At 38.1% G+C, this 17,419-nt stretch carries 15 protein-coding genes; 1 reads left to right on the plus strand and 14 read right to left on the minus strand.

Going from position 1 to position 17,419, the window contains the following annotated elements; all coding sequences use genetic code 11:
• Positions 1-103: 103 nt before the first annotated feature.
• From IV73_RS03940 to IV73_RS03995, 12 genes are all read right to left on the minus strand, one after another.
• Entirely contained in the window at positions 104-1,564 is a 1,461-nt protein-coding gene (locus IV73_RS03940) for a HAMP domain-containing sensor histidine kinase (protein WP_057755202.1), read from the minus strand.
• Between the two features lie 16 nt (positions 1,565-1,580).
• Positions 1,581-2,270 carry a response regulator transcription factor gene (locus IV73_RS03945; protein WP_057755205.1) on the minus strand — a complete coding sequence of 230 codons (690 nt, stop codon included), beginning with the start codon at positions 2,268-2,270 and terminating at the stop codon, positions 1,581-1,583.
• Positions 2,271-2,453: 183 nt separating this feature from the next.
• Positions 2,454-3,458 (minus strand): primosomal protein DnaI, encoded by a 1,005-nt coding sequence (gene dnaI, locus IV73_RS03950; RefSeq protein WP_236697731.1) that lies wholly within the window; start codon positions 3,456-3,458, stop codon positions 2,454-2,456.
• A 29-nt stretch (positions 3,459-3,487) separates the two neighbouring features.
• The gene (locus tag IV73_RS03955) at positions 3,488-3,988 is read right to left on the minus strand and encodes a hypothetical protein (protein WP_057755208.1); all 501 of its coding nucleotides are present in this window, start codon (positions 3,986-3,988) and stop codon (positions 3,488-3,490) included.
• Between the two features lie 59 nt (positions 3,989-4,047).
• Entirely contained in the window at positions 4,048-4,845 is a 798-nt protein-coding gene (locus IV73_RS03960) for a CPBP family intramembrane glutamic endopeptidase (RefSeq protein ID WP_057755211.1), read from the minus strand.
• Positions 4,835-5,047, minus strand: coding sequence for a hypothetical protein (locus IV73_RS03965; RefSeq protein WP_057755214.1), 213 nt, complete (start codon positions 5,045-5,047; stop codon positions 4,835-4,837). Before IV73_RS03965 ends, IV73_RS03960 begins: the two co-directional genes overlap by 11 nt.
• Positions 5,034-5,888, minus strand: a complete 855-nt coding sequence (locus IV73_RS03970) for a Cof-type HAD-IIB family hydrolase (RefSeq protein WP_057755217.1) — start codon at positions 5,886-5,888, stop codon at positions 5,034-5,036. Before IV73_RS03970 ends, IV73_RS03965 begins: the two co-directional genes overlap by 14 nt.
• 178 nt (positions 5,889-6,066) lie before the next feature.
• Entirely contained in the window at positions 6,067-6,999 is a 933-nt protein-coding gene (locus tag IV73_RS03975) for a site-specific integrase (protein ID WP_057755220.1), read from the minus strand.
• A gap of 122 nt (positions 7,000-7,121) precedes the next feature.
• Positions 7,122-10,130: a type I restriction endonuclease subunit R gene (locus IV73_RS03980; RefSeq protein ID WP_057755223.1), complete on the minus strand. Its 3,009-nt coding sequence runs from the start codon at positions 10,128-10,130 to the stop codon at positions 7,122-7,124.
• Between the two features lie 152 nt (positions 10,131-10,282).
• The gene (locus IV73_RS03985; RefSeq protein WP_057755226.1) at positions 10,283-12,055 is read right to left on the minus strand and encodes an ABC transporter ATP-binding protein; all 1,773 of its coding nucleotides are present in this window, start codon (positions 12,053-12,055) and stop codon (positions 10,283-10,285) included.
• Between the two features lie 26 nt (positions 12,056-12,081).
• Positions 12,082-12,660, minus strand: coding sequence for a MarR family winged helix-turn-helix transcriptional regulator (locus tag IV73_RS03990; RefSeq protein ID WP_057755229.1), 579 nt, complete (start codon positions 12,658-12,660; stop codon positions 12,082-12,084).
• Between the two features lie 225 nt (positions 12,661-12,885).
• Positions 12,886-13,587, minus strand: a complete 702-nt coding sequence (locus IV73_RS03995; RefSeq protein ID WP_057755230.1) for a glucosamine-6-phosphate deaminase — start codon at positions 13,585-13,587, stop codon at positions 12,886-12,888.
• Positions 13,588-13,732: 145 nt separating this feature from the next.
• On the opposite strand from IV73_RS03995, the gene IV73_RS04000 reads away from it, so the two are divergent.
• Complete coding sequence (locus IV73_RS04000; protein ID WP_236697732.1) at positions 13,733-14,650, plus strand: AraC family transcriptional regulator; 918 nt, start codon at positions 13,733-13,735, stop codon at positions 14,648-14,650.
• A gap of 48 nt (positions 14,651-14,698) precedes the next feature.
• Here IV73_RS04000 and galT read toward each other — a convergent pair whose 3' ends face one another.
• Both galT and IV73_RS04010 read right to left on the minus strand, forming a co-directional pair.
• Complete coding sequence (gene galT / locus IV73_RS04005) at positions 14,699-16,186, minus strand: UDP-glucose--hexose-1-phosphate uridylyltransferase (RefSeq protein WP_057755506.1); 1,488 nt, start codon at positions 16,184-16,186, stop codon at positions 14,699-14,701.
• Positions 16,187-16,211: 25 nt separating this feature from the next.
• Positions 16,212-17,390 (minus strand): galactokinase, encoded by a 1,179-nt coding sequence (locus tag IV73_RS04010; RefSeq protein ID WP_057755236.1) that lies wholly within the window; start codon positions 17,388-17,390, stop codon positions 16,212-16,214.
• Positions 17,391-17,419: the final 29 nt, after the last annotated feature.

Genomic DNA, 17,419 nt, shown 5'->3' on the forward strand with positions numbered 1-17,419 from the left:
ATTTATATAATGTTATTATAACATCTTACGCTTACTTTTTCACATAATTCCTTACAATTTTATAGTATTATTTTGAAAAAATTTTTCAAAAATCTAAGCTTCGTCACTCTTTCCTTTTAATTGGTAACGTAATCCGAAAAATTGATCCGTAACCTAAAGCAGATTCTAAGACAATCTTGCCGCCATACCCTTCAATCAACTTCCGCGCAATGCTTAATCCTAAGCCATTCCCCCCCTGTTTACGGGAACGGGCTTTATCAACACGGTAAAAACGATCAAAGACACGCTTAGCATCTTCAGGCGCGACCCCCTCACCAAAGTCCTGCACTGTAATTTGCACCTGGCTGGCGGTTTGTGCAACTGAGTAATGAATTTCGCGCCGGTCTTTAGAATACTTAGCCGCATTATCAGATAAAATAATTAAGACTTGTTCTAAATGATCGCGTGACATATTCACATACACTGGTTGCCGTAAATCATCATCTAAAATAAAGATAAAATCTTCATAAACTAATTTGAAATTATTATAGACTGCATTAACTAATTCTTTAACATCTGTATTCCCGCCTTTAAAAGCTAGTTCAACTTGATCTGCCCGGGTTAAATCCAACATTTCTTGAACCAAGCCTTCCATCCGACGCATCTCACTTAATGAAGCGTCAATTGATTCGGCCAAAATCTTAGGATCATCTTTCCCCCAACGGTTTAACAATTCCATATGCCCTTTCACAATCGCCACTGGGGTTCTTAGTTCGTGTGAAACATCTTCGACAAATTGATGCTGCATCAACATCACACTTTGCAACTGATCTAATGTGTTATTTAACAACGTGGCCAATTCCGTCAGCTCATCATTGTGCCGATAGTCTAGTTCAACTCGTTGCTGAGATTGCGGATCTAACTTAGTGGCATTGACTACTTTTCGAATTGCTTGAACCGGACGCAATAAGTACTGGGCCAACCAATAACCCCAAATCGCAATTAAAAGCACTCCTAAAATCATAGTAACAATCGCAATCAAGGTAATGCGTTTAAATATCCGGTGATACTTATCCAAGTAATTAATTACCTCAACTTGACCAATCGGTTGGTGGTGTTGATTATATATTGTTTGCCATCCAATAATAATTTTTTGCCGATGTTGATCTTGCGTTACTTTAATATGCGCCGCTTTGGGTGGTTTTTGATTCATTGATGTGCGGGGATAGCGTTGCTGCTTTAAATCATAAATATGCACTTCCATGTCCGTTCTCATCGTTTCAATCAAACCTGGCGCTTGCTTTTCTGATAGATGGTGGGTGGCAATAATATCATCTTCAATTGCGGAGGGCGAGCTTTTATTGAAATCGGTCGTTTTCAACCGTTGCGTCACCCAAGTCATTGATTCTTGAACCGATTTGCGTTCATCTAAAATCATTTGGCTCGTAAACGCCGTAATTAATACATAAGTAAAACAAATGGTTATCAAAAAAAAGCCCACCGCTGAACCTAACGCCCACTTCCATTTCAGTGACATACCGGTTTCAACTGTGGAATTTTCATTGACAATGGCTGATTCTTCCATTGTAAGGCCTCACTGATTATTGTCGCATCACATAGCCCGTTCCCCGGACTGTCTGGATGTAAGATGTCTTCGAATCACTTAGGTCAATCTTGTTGCGCAAATAACGAATATAAACATCAACCACATTCGTTTCAACATTTTCATCATATCCCCAAACCTTGGCCAACAAGACTTCACGAGATTGAACGACATTAATATTTTCCATTAAAATCACAAGTAATTCATATTCACGCTTGGTTAAATTAATGATTTCATCCCCACGGCGCGCAATTCGATTTTCTTTTTCAACAATCAAATCACGATATTTAACGATGCTTTGGTGGTTAGCATGTTCTTGCGTTTCAATATTAATGCGCCGCAACAAGGCCCGAATCCGCGCTAATAATTCTTCAATCGCAAAAGGTTTCACCACATAGTCATCCGCCCCATAATCCAAGCCCGAAACCCGATCAATAACCGAATCGCGAGCGGTCATCATAATAATCGGCGTATTTTTTACTTCACGTAAGCGCCGTGCGACTTCTAACCCACTCAATTCGGGAAGCATTAAATCTAGTAAAATCAGATCAAAATTCTCTTCCAAAGATAAGTCCAAACCAGACCGACCATTATCAGTTACGACTGTTTCGTATCCTTCGTGCTGTAATTCTAATTCCACAAAGCGTGCCAAATTGGCCTCATCTTCAATTACTAAGATTTTTTGCATTTTTAGCAACCTACCTATATCTATTTTTTATACTATTTATTATTAAGCTTAATAAGCTTAGCATAACATTCTCATTTTTTCTACCAATTTCAGCAAAAAAAAGCTGACCAAAATAAAGTTTCGTCAGCTTTTTTACGACTTTAATGAGAAAAATGGGTAAACGTAGATTTTCTCATTTATTTTTCATTTTTGATTTAATCTCCGGTTAGGACCATTAACTGGCATTTCATGTGCTAAATATTTAATCCGTTGCATCAGGCGGCCGGCCTTAACTGGTTCAGCCCCCTTACTAGAATTAGTAAAATGCTCATCTTCCAATTGTGCCATTGAGAAATTAGAAGTGAAAAACGTGGTCAGCCCATTTTGCATGCGATAATCCAAAACTACACTTAAAACATCATCACGCACCCAACCACTGCCATCAATTTCTGCGCCAATGTCATCAATCACAAAAACTGCGACCGTACGCATTTTTTCACGTAATGGCTTCATATTCATTGTTGAATCACCAATGGATTCTTTCATATTGGCTGCCAACGTTGGATAATGTACTAACAACACCTCAACCCCTTCAGCTGCTAATTGATTCGCCATGGCACCTAAGAGGTAAGTTTTCCCGACTCCGTAAGGCCCTTGCAAATATAACCCCGGATGGAAAGCTTGCGGATCTTGAGTATACGCGTCAATGAATTGGGTGACAGCCAAAACTGCCCCCAACATACCAGCATCAGCGTCCTGAAAATCACCCATCCGCGCCTTTTTCAACTCTTTAGGCATTCCCAAAACTTGAATCCGACTCGCCGCCTTTAATTTATCCTCACGTTGTTTAGTTTGTGCGGTTTCATGATATTGAATTACCACCTGTTGATCAACAAACAATAATTCAGGATCATAGCCCGGATGTACATCCGAAAGGCCCTGTTGCGCTTTTTGTTTTTGCAGATAATATTCATAAATCGTCGCTAAATCACGGTCAAAAATTTGGGTTGTCAATTCCGGCTGATATTTAGCAATGAAGGCTTGAATTTCAGTATCGCCCAACAAAATATCCCGGATTTTTTGAAATTCTGCACGCATCTGTGCACGTTGCCCAAAAACATTTTTTAAAGAGGCCCCCACATCTTTGGCCCCATTTTGTTGCTTTAACTTTAGTTTGTCCATTTCTGGCATATGCTTTCCCTCAATCATCTATTTTTTACACCCAACCAATTTCTACCTTAATGGGTCTGTCGTAACTGGGCAAAGGCAAAGTCTTTCTGGCGTAAATGATGATAACTATTATCCCCAGCGAACGGCGCTAAGAAACGTTTGCGTTCTGGCTGAGCTAATATTAAGTCCCTATTTTGACGCCAGGTGCTTAATAGAGCATATTCGAAACTATGCGGCACCTGTAATAACGCTTCATTTAACACCCCATCCTGCTGTTGCACCCACTGCTGCCAGCGTAAAATAAATGGATCCCGTTCATCATCATTTAACGTTACATATTCCCAATGCATTAACCCACGCAATTCAAATTCTGGTTTTTGTGTTTTCAAAATTTCATAACGCGTTCCACTCTGAAAAGGAGAATCGGTATTATTGGTCTTTTCAATTAACTGAAAATGTTTACTATCAGCCACATCGACAGCCAAAAACAAAGGCCGTGGTGCCTGTTTGGCTTGAATCATTTTTAATACTGCTTCGGTTCCATAGGTTGTATAAATATACTCACTCATTAAAAATGAATCCTCCTTTATAACTCAAGCTATTACTATTTTTCATCTTTTATTATACGCTATTTTGTCTGACTTAAGATGACAAGCATCGCAATCGAATTATTTAAACAATGTAATAGCATTGAATACTGCAGTTGCCGCGTTCGGTGGTAAACATAAGCAAATACCAAACCAGTTAACGTGTACTGCAGAAGAGCGGTCCACTGAAAAGTTTGTAAGAACACATGAAAACAACCAAATAAGAGCGCCGATAGCCACAAGTTTAAATGCCAACGGGTCTGTTGACCGAAGTAATTCATCACAACGCCGCGGAAAATGGCTTCTTCCAAAAGCGGGGCTAAAATAACAGCCATGAAAATTGTCATACTTTGCAACATAAGACCAGAGTGGGCCATTTGTTCTAATTGCTGTTGATTGGCTGCTGTAGTCTGATGATGTTGCACCAAGCGTTCCAAGATTACAACGAGCATCCCGCCCAGCAGATTTAACCCATATCCTTTTAAAATCCACCAGCTTCGGGTCGCCTCCAAATGATACCAGCCCGTATCAGGGGCTTGGAGTTTAATGCCACGCCACATCACCCGCATTGTTCCATATAAAAGACCACTCATGACTAATAACATCAACACAATCGTCAACCAGCTATCAGGGCGGATATGGCTAAAATACATCACAAACGGTGTACTTGATCCAACTTTGAATGCCATCCATCCCGCAAATTTATGCAACAAATATGGTACACCCTGCGCCGTGAGAATCCCAACATTTTGAATAATGGCATCCATTAATATACCAAAACACAAATAACCAATTCCTACTAATACAATCAACGAAGTCTGTTTACTTTTACTTTTCATCAACTGACTCCTGCTTTTTTTGCCTTGTTTTCTCTGACCAAACGGTTAACCGAGTCATGCCAATTGATAGAAGTACAAATAAAATAATATCGCCAATAATTAAAATCCAGTTATCCCATTGCAAACTACCAACTAATACATTCCAACTAATTAAAATTAAAAAGCACCCAATGGCGCCCAAGAAAGTACTAAATCGATGCATCATCAACCCCTTTTAAAACATACTTTTCTAAGGCCTCGGCCACAGCGCCGTGATTATTATCATATTTCATCACCACATTAGCCATCTTTTTAACCTCTTCAATTCCATTGGCCACCGCAATACCTAGTCCCGCCGCCTCCAGCATCGCTAAATCATTAGAATTATCACCAATTGCCATAACTTCAGACATATCCATTCCTAATTGTTCCGCTAATAATTGCGTTGCTGAACCTTTTTCCACCCCAGCTCGATTAAATTCGACGTAACGACTTGAAGAATACGTGGCTTCAACCGCCTCTGAACCAACCGTAGTTAAGACTTGCGTCATAATTTGCTCACGCACGGCAGGCTCGGGATGTTCAAAAATAACTTTCATAATTGGTTCCGCATTTGTCCAAAAATCAGCATTTGGGTACTCAATTTTTTGATATGGGACCGCCCGTTCACTCATATACCGCCGATCTGTCACCGATAAATTATAAATGAACAAATGATTGACTGTGTAAATGTGTGCATCAATTTCTGAATTAACTTGAATCCCAGCCTCAAATATCTGGCTAGCCAACTGTGGATCGAGCGCACGCGTCAACAAAACTTTATTGCCAGCATTTTCAACAATAGCACCCCCGTTATAAGAGATAACATATTGGTCCTTTAAACCTTTCAAGCCTAATATTTCGAGTAGCGGTTGCACCGAATTAAAAGACCGCCCGGTATTTGGTACAAATTTAAACCCTTGGGCTACGGCTGCCTTAATTGCTGCAACGTTTTTTTGATTCACCGTTCCATCATCATTTAATAAAGTTTCGTCTAAATCTGAGACAAACATCCGATAGGTCATCTGATTCCTCCAAGAATACGTTTTCTTATATTATATCAAAATATTAAATTTTGAAGAAAAAAACTAAACGATTAAACGTTTACAGGTGCTTTACGAGCATTTGCAACGGGGTAAACAATAACAATCCTGATTGTTTAAATTCAGCATTTTATAACATCAGTTTAATTCCCACACATCCTTACATCAGTGTCGTCAAATAACGCATAATTTTATCAGTATCAGCATTTTCCAATTCACGAATTACATGCAAGTAAGTCCGTTGCGTCGTATTCATATTTGAATGCCCTAACCTGCGTGCCACTGATCCAATCGATACTCCAGCATATAACAATAATGATGCATGCGTATGCCGCAATCCATGAATACTTATCTCGGGTATATCAGCTTTGCGACAATATTTTTCTAATCGATCATTAGGCGTAGCATTATAGATTTTTTTACCCGGTGTTACAAAAATCGGCCATTCTTTGGGTTTACCATCAATCATTTTCGCAAATTGCATTGCAATTTGCCAATCAATTGGTATTTTTCGCACTGACGCCGTATTCTTAGTCGGTGAAAAGCCACCTCCTTCAGCATTTTTATAATCCCAGGTCTTATTCACTGCAATAGTTAAGCGCGACAAGTCAAAATCATTGGGTGTTAGCGCCAACGCCTCACTAAAACGCAGCCCCGTTTTTGCAATCAAGAGTAAAAAATAATCCCAATTCAGTTCATCACCTAAATTTAATTGTGCTAGTAATTTGGTTAATTGTTGTTGATTTAAAAATTTTACTTTATGTTGTTGAGTTATCGTGCCCTTGATAACTACTTTCCTTGTTGGATCAACGGATAAATAACCCTCCTCTAAAGCATCCAAAACTGCTGTGCGTATTTGATGATGGAAATCTAAAACCGTCTGTTTTTCATGCGTAAGTGCATATTCATTTAAAATAGTTTGATATATCTGACGTGTTAACTGATTCATCATCAAATCTGGGGCTAACGCTTTTAGCGTTTTTTGTGTTTGAATATATTTATCATACGTAATTTGTCGAACCGCATCTTTTTTATATAACTCCATCCACTGCTGATAATAAGCATGAAAAGTTAAGCTTTTTTCTTGTGACATACTTTGTCACCTCCATTAAAAAATAGTGTCACCAAAAAGGGACACTATTTTCTTTAAGTTAATGGATTTTATTAACAAAGTAGTAAATTATACTTTGTTACTTTCCAAAATATTTTGATGAATTATTTCATAGATTTAAAAAGAGCAAGCAAAGATTCTTCAAAATCTGCCAATTCAAAGAAGCCTAAATCTAAACTGGCCTCTAACTCTTCCATTTTAGTTTTTAACTTCGGATTATCATTTAAAGAAACTCCTGGTAAGTATAAATAGTATGCTGAAATAATTTCATTCCCATTATAACCATGGTTCGCTGACCAACGACGAATTTTTAATTCTTGACGATCTGATCGGACGCGCTTACGTTCCACCTGTAAAGAATTAGTATCAAAGTGTTGATGATAAACGCCATCTTCAATCCTATCTACCACATCTAAAACTTCTAAACGGTCATCTTCATCCAAAGGTATGATATGATCTTCAATTGCTTTACGATTAGCTTGCGAATTTTCATCCATGAAATTATTTAATAGCTCAACTAATTTATCATAGTCAATAATTTCATGATTATACAAATCAATAGCAATCTGAATTTCTGTTAAATCAATGTGTGTGCCATCGGGCAACAACGCATTAGTATCATACAATCGCGCTTGCAACGCACTGAATTCAGCCTCATCTCTAATATCTAAGCCAATCTTATCCCCGGTCTCATTCCCTGACTCATCAACCACTGATACCGCTGAGCCAAACGTATAATCTTGTTGTACCAAACGCTGCACTTGCTGATTGACTTCTGCAGCCAACGTTACAAACTGTGCCTGTTCAGTTTCCGACTTTGGAATTTGACTAAAATCATCGCCGGCGATTTCTTTCAAACGTTTAATCTTGGGGTTTAAATCCATAATTTGACTACCCAATTTAGGCGCTAAAAGATTCTTGGAGAATAAATCTATTTTTTCTGTATCATCAGGAGTCTTTTTAGCATCGCCCAACGTATCATTACCACCCTTAGTATAAATCACTAACGCATTTTGAACATTGTTCTCCATAACGTCACCTTTACGGAAAAATCGTACTTTTCCATGCGGCTTAGCGTTCCTATCAATCGTTCGATTAGTCCGGGACATCGCTTGAATTAGCATCCCTTCCTTCAACAACTTATCCATGTATATTGTATTTACATATTTAGAATCAAATCCCGTTAATAACTGATCCGACACAATTATTAAATCTAATCGTTGAGGTACATTAATTTCTTGTTCAGGTGTTAATTTTTTATTATATGGTTTCTTATGTGCGATGCGTTTTGTAATATCATTTAAATAATTACGTTCAGGATCTTTTGTTTCTACAAAATTAATCGTTCCATAAAATTTTGAATAATCTACCATTGCCTGCTTCAGAGCCAATTGTAGGTCTGAAGTTCCTTGTCCATTATCTTCATCGCGGGAATAACTAATCGCAACCCGCAATTCAGGAGCCATCTTCTTGAATAAATTATAATATGCGACAACCGCTTGTTTTCCAGAAACCGCAAAAATTCCATGAAATTGATTGGGCTGTCTGATTCCCATCTCAATGGGTCCTGAATGATTTTTATGCCAATTATTAATAATATCTTGCACAACTGCTTGTCGATAAGGGAAAGACGAATAAACCGCTTTTTCTAATTCATCATCAGTCAAATCCGAATTATTAGCTTCGATTTCAGGCGTATAATACGTCACATCAAATCCTAATACATTTCCATCACCAATCGCATCCTTAATTGTATATTGATGCAAACGTTCTCCAAAAATGTCATACGTTGAAATGTTTTTAGTCGTTTTAACTTCATTAACTTCATCACTATAAAAATTTGGCGTCCCTGTAAAACCAAACCAGGTTGTTTTTGGAAAAGCAGTTTTAATGCGCGTAACTGAATCTCCGCTAGCTGAACGATGTGCTTCATCCATCAAAATAACGAATCGTTCATCTGAAACCAGATTATCTTTGACAGCTCGATCTAATCCTTGAATGGTAATTAAATAAATATTTGATATCCTTTGGTTTCGATTTAGTTCCCGCTTCAATTTATGCCCATCAACAACCTTAATTCTATCTTCAAAGGTCTTATAAGCAAACGATTTGAAATTTTCATAGGTTTGATTGACTAAGTCAACTCGGTCCACGATAAACAAAACATGGCGCACTTTAGGCATTGATGCCAATAATTGAGCCACCTTAAAAGATGTTACCGTCTTACCTGAACCAGTAGTATGCCAAACATATCCCCCTTCTTTTTCAATGAAATTATTCATATCCATTTGGCGCATCCGATCTAAGATAGCACGGGTCGCTTGGATTTGGTAAGAACGCATGACCATCAAGTTATCATTAGCGGCATCTGGAATCATATTGACTGTCACTAATCGATGTAACGCTGGAATACCCATGACTTGGTGTATGAATTCCATTGCATCGGTCACATCTTGACCATTGTCATCACGCCAACCAAAAACAAAATCCTTATTATACGCACTGCTATTCTTAGGTCGGGCAAAATAATGTGCTGAATGCTGCGATATTACAAACATAACTTGAACAAATGAAAATAATCCGGTAAACATTCCATCACCATCATATTTTTGAAATTGTTCAAACGCATTCCATTGATTTTGAAGTGATTCATCTTTTTCTTCAATGTGGGCCACAGGAAGACCATTAATTAACAGCATGATGTCAATCCGGCGCTTTTTACTTAGTGTAAAAGGTAATTCGTCAAACGTCACTTGATTCACAATCTCATAACGTGAACGCCCCCCGGCCACTTCATCACCATAAAAAATCGCTAATTCAAGCTTAGTCCCATCGTCTCGAATGAGCGGAATAGTCCCTACTCCGCCTGCACCAGCCATCATTAGTTGCGCATCATAGGGTGTCTTATTCTTATTTAGCTCTAATTTCACGCTTTCAAATTCAGCATCCGAAAGTGGAATCCCGTCTAGCCTACGTTCATTATTTTCATTCAAAATTTGTCGCCAATTATCATATAACATTTTAGCCGTCTTACCAGATAAATCTTCTCGATACTCCCAGCCCTCGGCCATTAATTTAGTAATTACCGCTTGTTCAAACTTGTCTTCTGCCAGCGTAAATGTGAAAAATTACAAGAGCGAGCCTTGCCGATAATTATAAAATATTTTTATTTTAGCCTATTTGTTGTTTCGTTTTTCATACGTTTAATTATTTCACAAATATATAAAAAAATCATGATCAAAAAGGATCATGATTGTGTATATATTTATTGCGTAACCAGCTGTTCTTGTACATATTCTTTGTATAATGGATGATTTTTTAATAATTCATTATGTGAACCAGAACCTGTAATCTTTCCTTGTTCTACAAAATAAATTTTATCAGCATCTACAATTGTTGCTAGCCGATGTGCAATGACTAAGGTTGTTCGATTTTGCATTAGTTTTTCTAATGCCTTTTGGACCATGGCTTCAGATTCTGAGTCAAGTGATGCTGTGGCTTCATCTAACATTAAAATTTTAGGATTTCTTAGGAAAGCTCGCGCAATTGCTAAGCGTTGTCGTTGACCACCTGAAACCATAATTCCGCGTTCGCCGACTTGTGTTTCTAATTGATTTGGCATATTTTTAACAAATTGATCAGCATATGCTAACTGTAAGACATGCCATAATTGATCGTCAGTATATTCTTCATTTAATCCGTAGGTTAAATTTTCACGAATTGTTCCCGCCATAATCGCAGAATCCTGTGCTACAAAGCCGATTTGTTGGCGCCAATTTTTTAAATTAATATTATTAACAGTTTGATTTCCAATCTGAATATCCCCACTGTTTGGGTTATAAAATCGTTCTAATAATTGGAATATGGTTGATTTTCCACCTCCTGATGGTCCTACAAACGCTACAATCGTATTGGGCTTAGCCTCGATTGTAATATTATGTAAAATTTCTTCAGCGGATGTATAACCAAATTCGACATTTTTAATTTGTAAGGTTTGGCCTTCAACGTCTATCGTTTTCCCTTTTTCAAAATCTTCAGGGTCTTCATTTAAAATTTCAGCTAAACGTTGCGTTGATCCTTGAGTTTTGGCATAGGTTGTTGAAAAAGTTCCTAAAACCATAAAGGCTGGCATTATTTGGAATAAATACATTAAAAAGCTAAATAGTGTTCCCATTGTGGACTGTCCACCAGCAATTCTTAACGCGCCGACCACTAAAATTACGACAAAGAGTCCCATCATCACTAAGCTCATCATTGGTCCGACGATTCCATCAACGATCGCTTCTTTTCTACCAAATTTAAATAAACGATTGATTGCAGCATCTCCCGTCGAGATTATTTGATCTTCGGCACCAGATGATTTAACTAAACGCATTTCAGCCAACGTTTCTTGGGCAACACCTGAAAAATCAGCCATGGCGTCCTGTGTAGCATGTCCTACTTTTCTTGAAAACTTCATTACTGGTAATAATAGCAATAATGTTACTGGCGCTGCTAATAAAATCCAAAGCGCGAGGTGCCAATCAGTCGAAAACATAAGAACGATCGCGCCTAACATTTGTAGAACATTCGTGACAAAATTAGGCAGGTCATTAGCAACTAGCCGCTTTACTTGTGTTGTGTCATTAGTTAGACGTGATGTGATTTCTCCAGATTTAGTTTGATCAAAATAACTAACTTTTAGAATTGATAAGTGTTTCCAAACAATAAGTCGTAGGTTTTTAACTAATTGCTCTCCTGCAACTGATGTTAAAAAACTTCCTACAGCTGAAATTAATGCCCCACCAATAAATAGTGCTAACACAATACTTATTAACTGATAGTCCATTCCCTGTTTTCCCATGAATAAATTAATCAATTTTCCTGAATATTTAGGAGCTAATAAATTGGCAAACACTCCAATTAATGATAAAAATAACCCAATTATCATTGACCCCCATTGTGGGTGTGCCATTTTAATAATCTTAATCAAACTTTTTGATCCACCAATTTCTGAGCTTGTCTTGGTTGAGCTAGTTTTTCGTTGTTTGCGTTGCATAATTATTTTCCTCTTTTTACTAGTAATTAGAACCTAGGATGATTAGTAAAATTATGTCTTGAATTTGGTGTTCGATGTAAATGATGTCCAAAATAATGATTCCGGTTCTTAATTTCATTAAATTGTGCGCGTTGTTGTTCACTTAAATGTGCCATAAATTGTTTATCAAATTCCGTTGAATTTAAATGATTATTTAATTGCTCTAATTGTTTTCCGAATTGTATTTGTTCTTCATCTGTGAAAATATTAAATATTTCATCTTCGATTTTGTTTCTAGTTAAATCAAGTTGATTCAAAAAATCGCGACCTTTTTGTGTAATCTTAATTAAAACAATCCGCGCGTCTTGTTGATCTTTAATCCGTTCAACTCTGTTTTCGTCTTCTAATTTTTTAATAATTTGTGTTACAGAAGCTGGCCGAATATTTAAAATGTCCGCAATTGTGCCTGCAGTAATGGGTTGATCACTTGTACTTAAAATTCGTAAAAGCCGGCGTTGATTATTTGGACGTTGCCGATGTTCATCATTTCGTGTCATCATCGTAAACCACAAGCTTGGTTGGCGCATTAACTCCGTTAAATTTTCTAATATATTATTTTGTTCCATGAGAATTTTCCTTGTTTATATTTAGTTTGGTCATTAAATAACTAACAAACATTATTATAGATGTTTATTTAGTTTTGTCAAAGAATAACTAAATGTTTTTTGATTAATGTTATAATGAGCTAATTTTAACTTACTACTGATTAACAACCAAACAGATACCCCATCCAAACAAAAAAACGTTAAGTGCCGGCTTCCACCACACTTAGCGTTTTTTAAATTCATAAATTATAGTTTACTTGCGGCTGCCTCATCCAAAATCACGATAACGTTAGCATGCTTTTGCAAAACTGAAGCTGGTACATCTTCAGAAACAGGGCCATCAATCATCGCCTTAACCGCATCCGCCTTGTTTGCACCATAGGCAACAACTAAGATTTGCTTAGCTTCCATAATAGACTTAATTCCCATTGAGTAAGCTTGTTTTGGTACTTCTTCTTTATTAGTAAAGAAGCGTGCGTTAGCTTCAATCGTTGATTCAGTTAAATCAACTTCATGCGTCGTTGATTCAAATGAAGTTCCGGGTTCATTAAAGCCAATATGTCCATTCCGACCTAGACCAAGAATTTGTAAATCACGCGGGTTCTTTTCCAAAATTGCATCATAGCGAGCAGCTTCAGCCTCACCATCAGGATTCAAACCATCTGGAACAAAACTTTCCTTAAATGGCTTCTTACTAAAGAAGTGTTCATTCATGAAGTAACGATAACTTTGCTCATGAGTTCCAGCAATACCCTTATATTCGTCTAAGTTAACTGAAATTTTATCAGAAAAATCCATATCACTTGCCGTAATCGTATCATAAATTGAAATTGGTGATGAACCAGTTGCCAAGCCAAAGACTTGGGCTCCATTGGCTAATGTATCCGCAAAAACCTGTGCTCCAACTTTTCCGCCTTCAATTTGATCTTTAACTCTAATAATCTTCATGATATTCCCCTTTATCTTAATGGTATATACCAATTATAAAAGACCCGTTCAATAATAGCAAGCCCTTTTCTCCTTTTTCCATAAACTTATCAATGCAACAATGTGCTAAAATAAAAGATAGTAAGCGTTTTCACCCATGGAGGTAATGATCGTGGAAAAATCAATTTATAATTTAGTTGATACCCATACTTTTCAGGCAAGTATCTTTTATATTTTTAGTGGTATTAGCCAAACTTTGCCCTTCCATACCTTTGGCCCTGCAAAGCGCCATGACTTCATCATTCACTTTGTCTTATCAGGGCAGGGACTCTTCTTTGTCAAAGATCACCAATTTCAACTAAAAGCCGGCGATGCTTTTTTAATCCGCCCCCAAGAAACTAGCTTTTATCAATCCGATATTAAAAATCCTTGGTCATACGCTTGGATTTCCTTTAATGGCGACCAGGCCGCTCAAATCATTGAAGAACTGTCTCCCTTTAAAAATCATCAACAAGTATTTCATACTTCTAATAATGATCAATACTTAAACTTAATTACCGAAACGCTCAATCTATCCGATGCCAGTCCGCAGAGTGAATTACAGTTAAATTTAATTGTCAATCAATTACTATTACAACTTTCCAAAGAAAACGTCCCCCATCAAGCTCCCGCTCCGGCCTTCAAAGGATCGCGTTTAGCTCGGCTGGCCCGCGAATATATTGATAATCATTATGAGCAAGGGATTTCGGTATCCGATGTGGCCCACGCTTTAAATATTGATCGTTCGTATCTTTCACGCGTTTTTACCAATAATTTTAGTATGTCACCCAAAGCTTGGCTTATTGGTGTCCGGATCAATAAAGCTAGTGAACTCCTCCAATCTCAACAATTGACGGTTGAAAAAATTGCCGAAATGGTCGGTTTTAATAATGTGGCTGTCTTCAGTCGTGCTTTCCTAAAAATGACTGATGAAACCCCAAGTCAATATCGTAAACAACATAAACGACTCCGCACCACCCAGGTCAATTTCTCAGAAATTCAAAATTTAATTAATACGGCTAAACCCGTTCGCCGAACCACCTAAACTCACCAAAAAGCACGTACCAAGAATGAATGGATACGTGCTTTTCAATTATTCATTTAAACTGGCAATAAAAGCATCAAATCCTTGTTGGCCAGCTGCATCTTTTTTAAACACACCCGCATCTTCCAATACGCGCGTGAAAACATCTGCCACCGCTTGGTCGACATATTGATCGACAGCTTGTGGATCATTAGCATCAAATGCACCCGCTTCTAACCTTGATAACCAAGGTTGATGCATCGGTGCCACGTCTGCTGGCAAGCCTTGCAGTGCCTTTTTAACTTCTGCTAATTCAGGCACTAGTCTTGGTGGTAAAATCGCCAAGCCCATCACTTCAATAAGCCCGATGTTCTCCTTTTTAATATGTTGCACATCCGGATGTGGATGGAAAATACCATCAGGAAACTCAGCACTGACATTATTATCCCGCAAGATCAAATCTAATTCAAAATCAGCTCCGCGTCGCCGCATAATAGGCGTGATTGTATGGTGTCTTTGCCCCTTTGTATCAAATGCATTAATCGACAATGATGGTTGACTATACTGGTTCCAATGGTTCATCACCCGTTCGGCTGCCTCAATTAATTGCTGCTTATCATTAGACTTAAGACGAATCACACTCATCGGCCACTCAACAATCCCAAATTGTACTTCTGGAAAATCAGCTAAGGAAAAAGTCTTCCGTAAAGGCGCCTTGGCCATTGGAAATTCGTGCTGACCAGCTTGATAATGATCATGTGTGAGAATCGAACCACCAACAATTGGTAAATCAGCATTAGACCCAATCATATAATGTGGGAATTGTTCCACAAAATCAGCTAAGCGTTCTAAACTAGCCCGATTGACAATCATTGGCCGATGTTCATGGTTTAAAACAATGGCGTGCTCTTTGAAATACGCATATGGAGAATATTGAAATCCCCAATCGGTCCCTTGCAACTGTAAATGGACCACTCGATGATTAGTGCGTCCAGCTTGGTTTAAGCTGCCAAAGAAGCCTTCATTTTCCATACATAAAGCACATTGTGGGTATTGATGCGGCGGTAACTGAGCAGCAGTCGCAATTGCTTTGGGATCCTTTTCCGGTTTAGACAAATTAATCGTAATTTCCATTTGACCGTATGGACTATCACCATAATAATGGATATTTTTAGCTATCGCGCGGGTCTTAATGTAATCATTTTGTTGCGATAATTGGTAAAAATAATTAGTTGCCGCTTGCGGACTCTCATCATACTTGTGCCAAAAGTTATGATTCACTTGACTAGGTAATGGCGTGATAGTATCCATAATTAAGGCCGTCATCATATCTTCATTCACCGCTGTATTAATCTCCCCAGCTTGCCGTGCCTGCTCTAATAAAGCATCAAGTAAGCGCAACGGATCTTTTTCAATCGTTTGTGCCACTGGTTCAAAATTTGTCGCACCAATCAACCGTAATAACATATTCTGTTGATAAACACGATCCTCGGCTTGAATCCGCCCATTTTCAATTGCTATTGTTACTAAATCATGCACTGCTTGACTTACCTGCATCATTTTATCCTCTTATTAATCATTATTATTCATCGTCACGTAACTTTTTAGCCCCATCACCAATTTGAGCTACGTAAAATTCTGGAGCGTATCCAACCTTTTCCATATACGCATCATAGACATTATTCTCAAAATTAGCAATTTTATCTGTATCAACTAAAGCAATCGCACAGCCACCAAATCCAGCTCCCGTCATCCGAGCGCCCAAGACACCTGGTTGTGCTTGGGCCACATTCACTAACGTATCTAGCTCTAGCCCAGTTACTTCATAATCATCGCGCAATGAAGCATGTGAGGCGTTCAACATTTGACCAAATTCAGCTAATTTACCTGCTGTTAAAGCATTCTTTGCTTCAATCGTCCGCTGATTTTCAGTCACCGCATGACGAGCCCGCTTAATTAAGGTTTCATCATCAATCAATTGTTGATTAGCTTCAAATTCCGCTTCCGTTAGCTCACCTAAGGACTTGATATCCAACTTTGTCTGCAATCGCTTTAGGGCCTCTTCGCACTCAGCTCTGCGCTCATTATACTTTGAATCACTTAACTCGCGGCGCTTATTCGTGTTCATGATTACAACCTTATACTTACCTAATTCAACTGGTACCATTTCATACTTCATAGTATTCACATCTAAAAGAATTGCTTCGTTGGCCCGACCAAAGCCAATCGCAAATTGATCCATGATTCCAGTGTTTAAACCGAAGTATTCGTTTTCCACCTGTTGCCCTGTCATCACCAAATCCAACCGGTTAACTTCAAGCTTAAAGAGATCTTGTAGCATAACTCCGACTAATAACTCTAATGAAGCTGATGATGAAAGTCCAGCTCCATTAGGAATATTACCCTCGACCAGCAAATCAAAGCCAGAATCGAAGTAATAACCTTGGCGTTGCAGCATCAAAACAACCCCTTTGACATAATTAGCCCAGCCATGTTTTTCATCATACTCAAGATGATCCATATCAACTTGAATCACTCCATCAGCTTCAAAGTTCATAGAATACAAGAAAATTTTAGCATCTTGACGCTTATAAGCTACTCCATACGTTCCATAGGTAATTGAAGCTGGGAAAACATGACCCCCATTATAATCGGTATGCTCCCCAATCAAATTAATCCGTCCTGGTGCAAAAAATTGTTCTGTTTGCTTAGGTCCAAATTTCTCCGCAAATTTAGTGTTTAATTCCTTAATCCGTGCCATGCTAATACTCCTTTATCCAATCAATTAAC

The sequence above is a fragment of the Weissella kandleri genome (assembly GCF_001438705.1).
Lineage (GTDB): Bacteria > Bacillota > Bacilli > Lactobacillales > Lactobacillaceae > Weissella > Weissella kandleri.

What these genes read in the sequence shown, in the direction of transcription:
- IV73_RS04010 (WP_057755236.1), bottom strand. Translation starts at nt 17,390, where the DNA reads ATGGCACGGATTAAGGAATTAAACACTAAATTTGCGGAGAAATTTGGA.
- IV73_RS03955 (WP_057755208.1), bottom strand. Translation starts at nt 3,988, where the DNA reads ATGAGTGAGTATATTTATACAACCTATGGAACCGAAGCAGTATTAAAA.
- IV73_RS03970 (WP_057755217.1), bottom strand. Translation starts at nt 5,888, where the DNA reads ATGACCTATCGGATGTTTGTCTCAGATTTAGACGAAACTTTATTAAAT.
- IV73_RS03945 (WP_057755205.1), bottom strand. Translation starts at nt 2,270, where the DNA reads ATGCAAAAAATCTTAGTAATTGAAGATGAGGCCAATTTGGCACGCTTT.
- IV73_RS03985 (WP_057755226.1), bottom strand. Translation starts at nt 12,055, where the DNA reads ATGCAACGCAAACAACGAAAAACTAGCTCAACCAAGACAAGCTCAGAA.
- dnaI (WP_236697731.1), bottom strand. Translation starts at nt 3,458, where the DNA reads ATGATTGAGGGAAAGCATATGCCAGAAATGGACAAACTAAAGTTAAAG.
- IV73_RS03965 (WP_057755214.1), bottom strand. Translation starts at nt 5,047, where the DNA reads ATGCATCGATTTAGTACTTTCTTGGGCGCCATTGGGTGCTTTTTAATT.
- IV73_RS03990 (WP_057755229.1), bottom strand. Translation starts at nt 12,660, where the DNA reads ATGGAACAAAATAATATATTAGAAAATTTAACGGAGTTAATGCGCCAA.
- IV73_RS03995 (WP_057755230.1), bottom strand. Translation starts at nt 13,587, where the DNA reads ATGAAGATTATTAGAGTTAAAGATCAAATTGAAGGCGGAAAAGTTGGA.
- IV73_RS04000 (WP_236697732.1), top strand. Translation starts at nt 13,733, where the DNA reads ATGATCGTGGAAAAATCAATTTATAATTTAGTTGATACCCATACTTTT.
- IV73_RS03975 (WP_057755220.1), bottom strand. Translation starts at nt 6,999, where the DNA reads ATGTCACAAGAAAAAAGCTTAACTTTTCATGCTTATTATCAGCAGTGG.
- galT (WP_057755506.1), bottom strand. Translation starts at nt 16,186, where the DNA reads ATGCAGGTAAGTCAAGCAGTGCATGATTTAGTAACAATAGCAATTGAA.
- IV73_RS03940 (WP_057755202.1), bottom strand. Translation starts at nt 1,564, where the DNA reads ATGGAAGAATCAGCCATTGTCAATGAAAATTCCACAGTTGAAACCGGT.
- IV73_RS03960 (WP_057755211.1), bottom strand. Translation starts at nt 4,845, where the DNA reads ATGAAAAGTAAAAGTAAACAGACTTCGTTGATTGTATTAGTAGGAATT.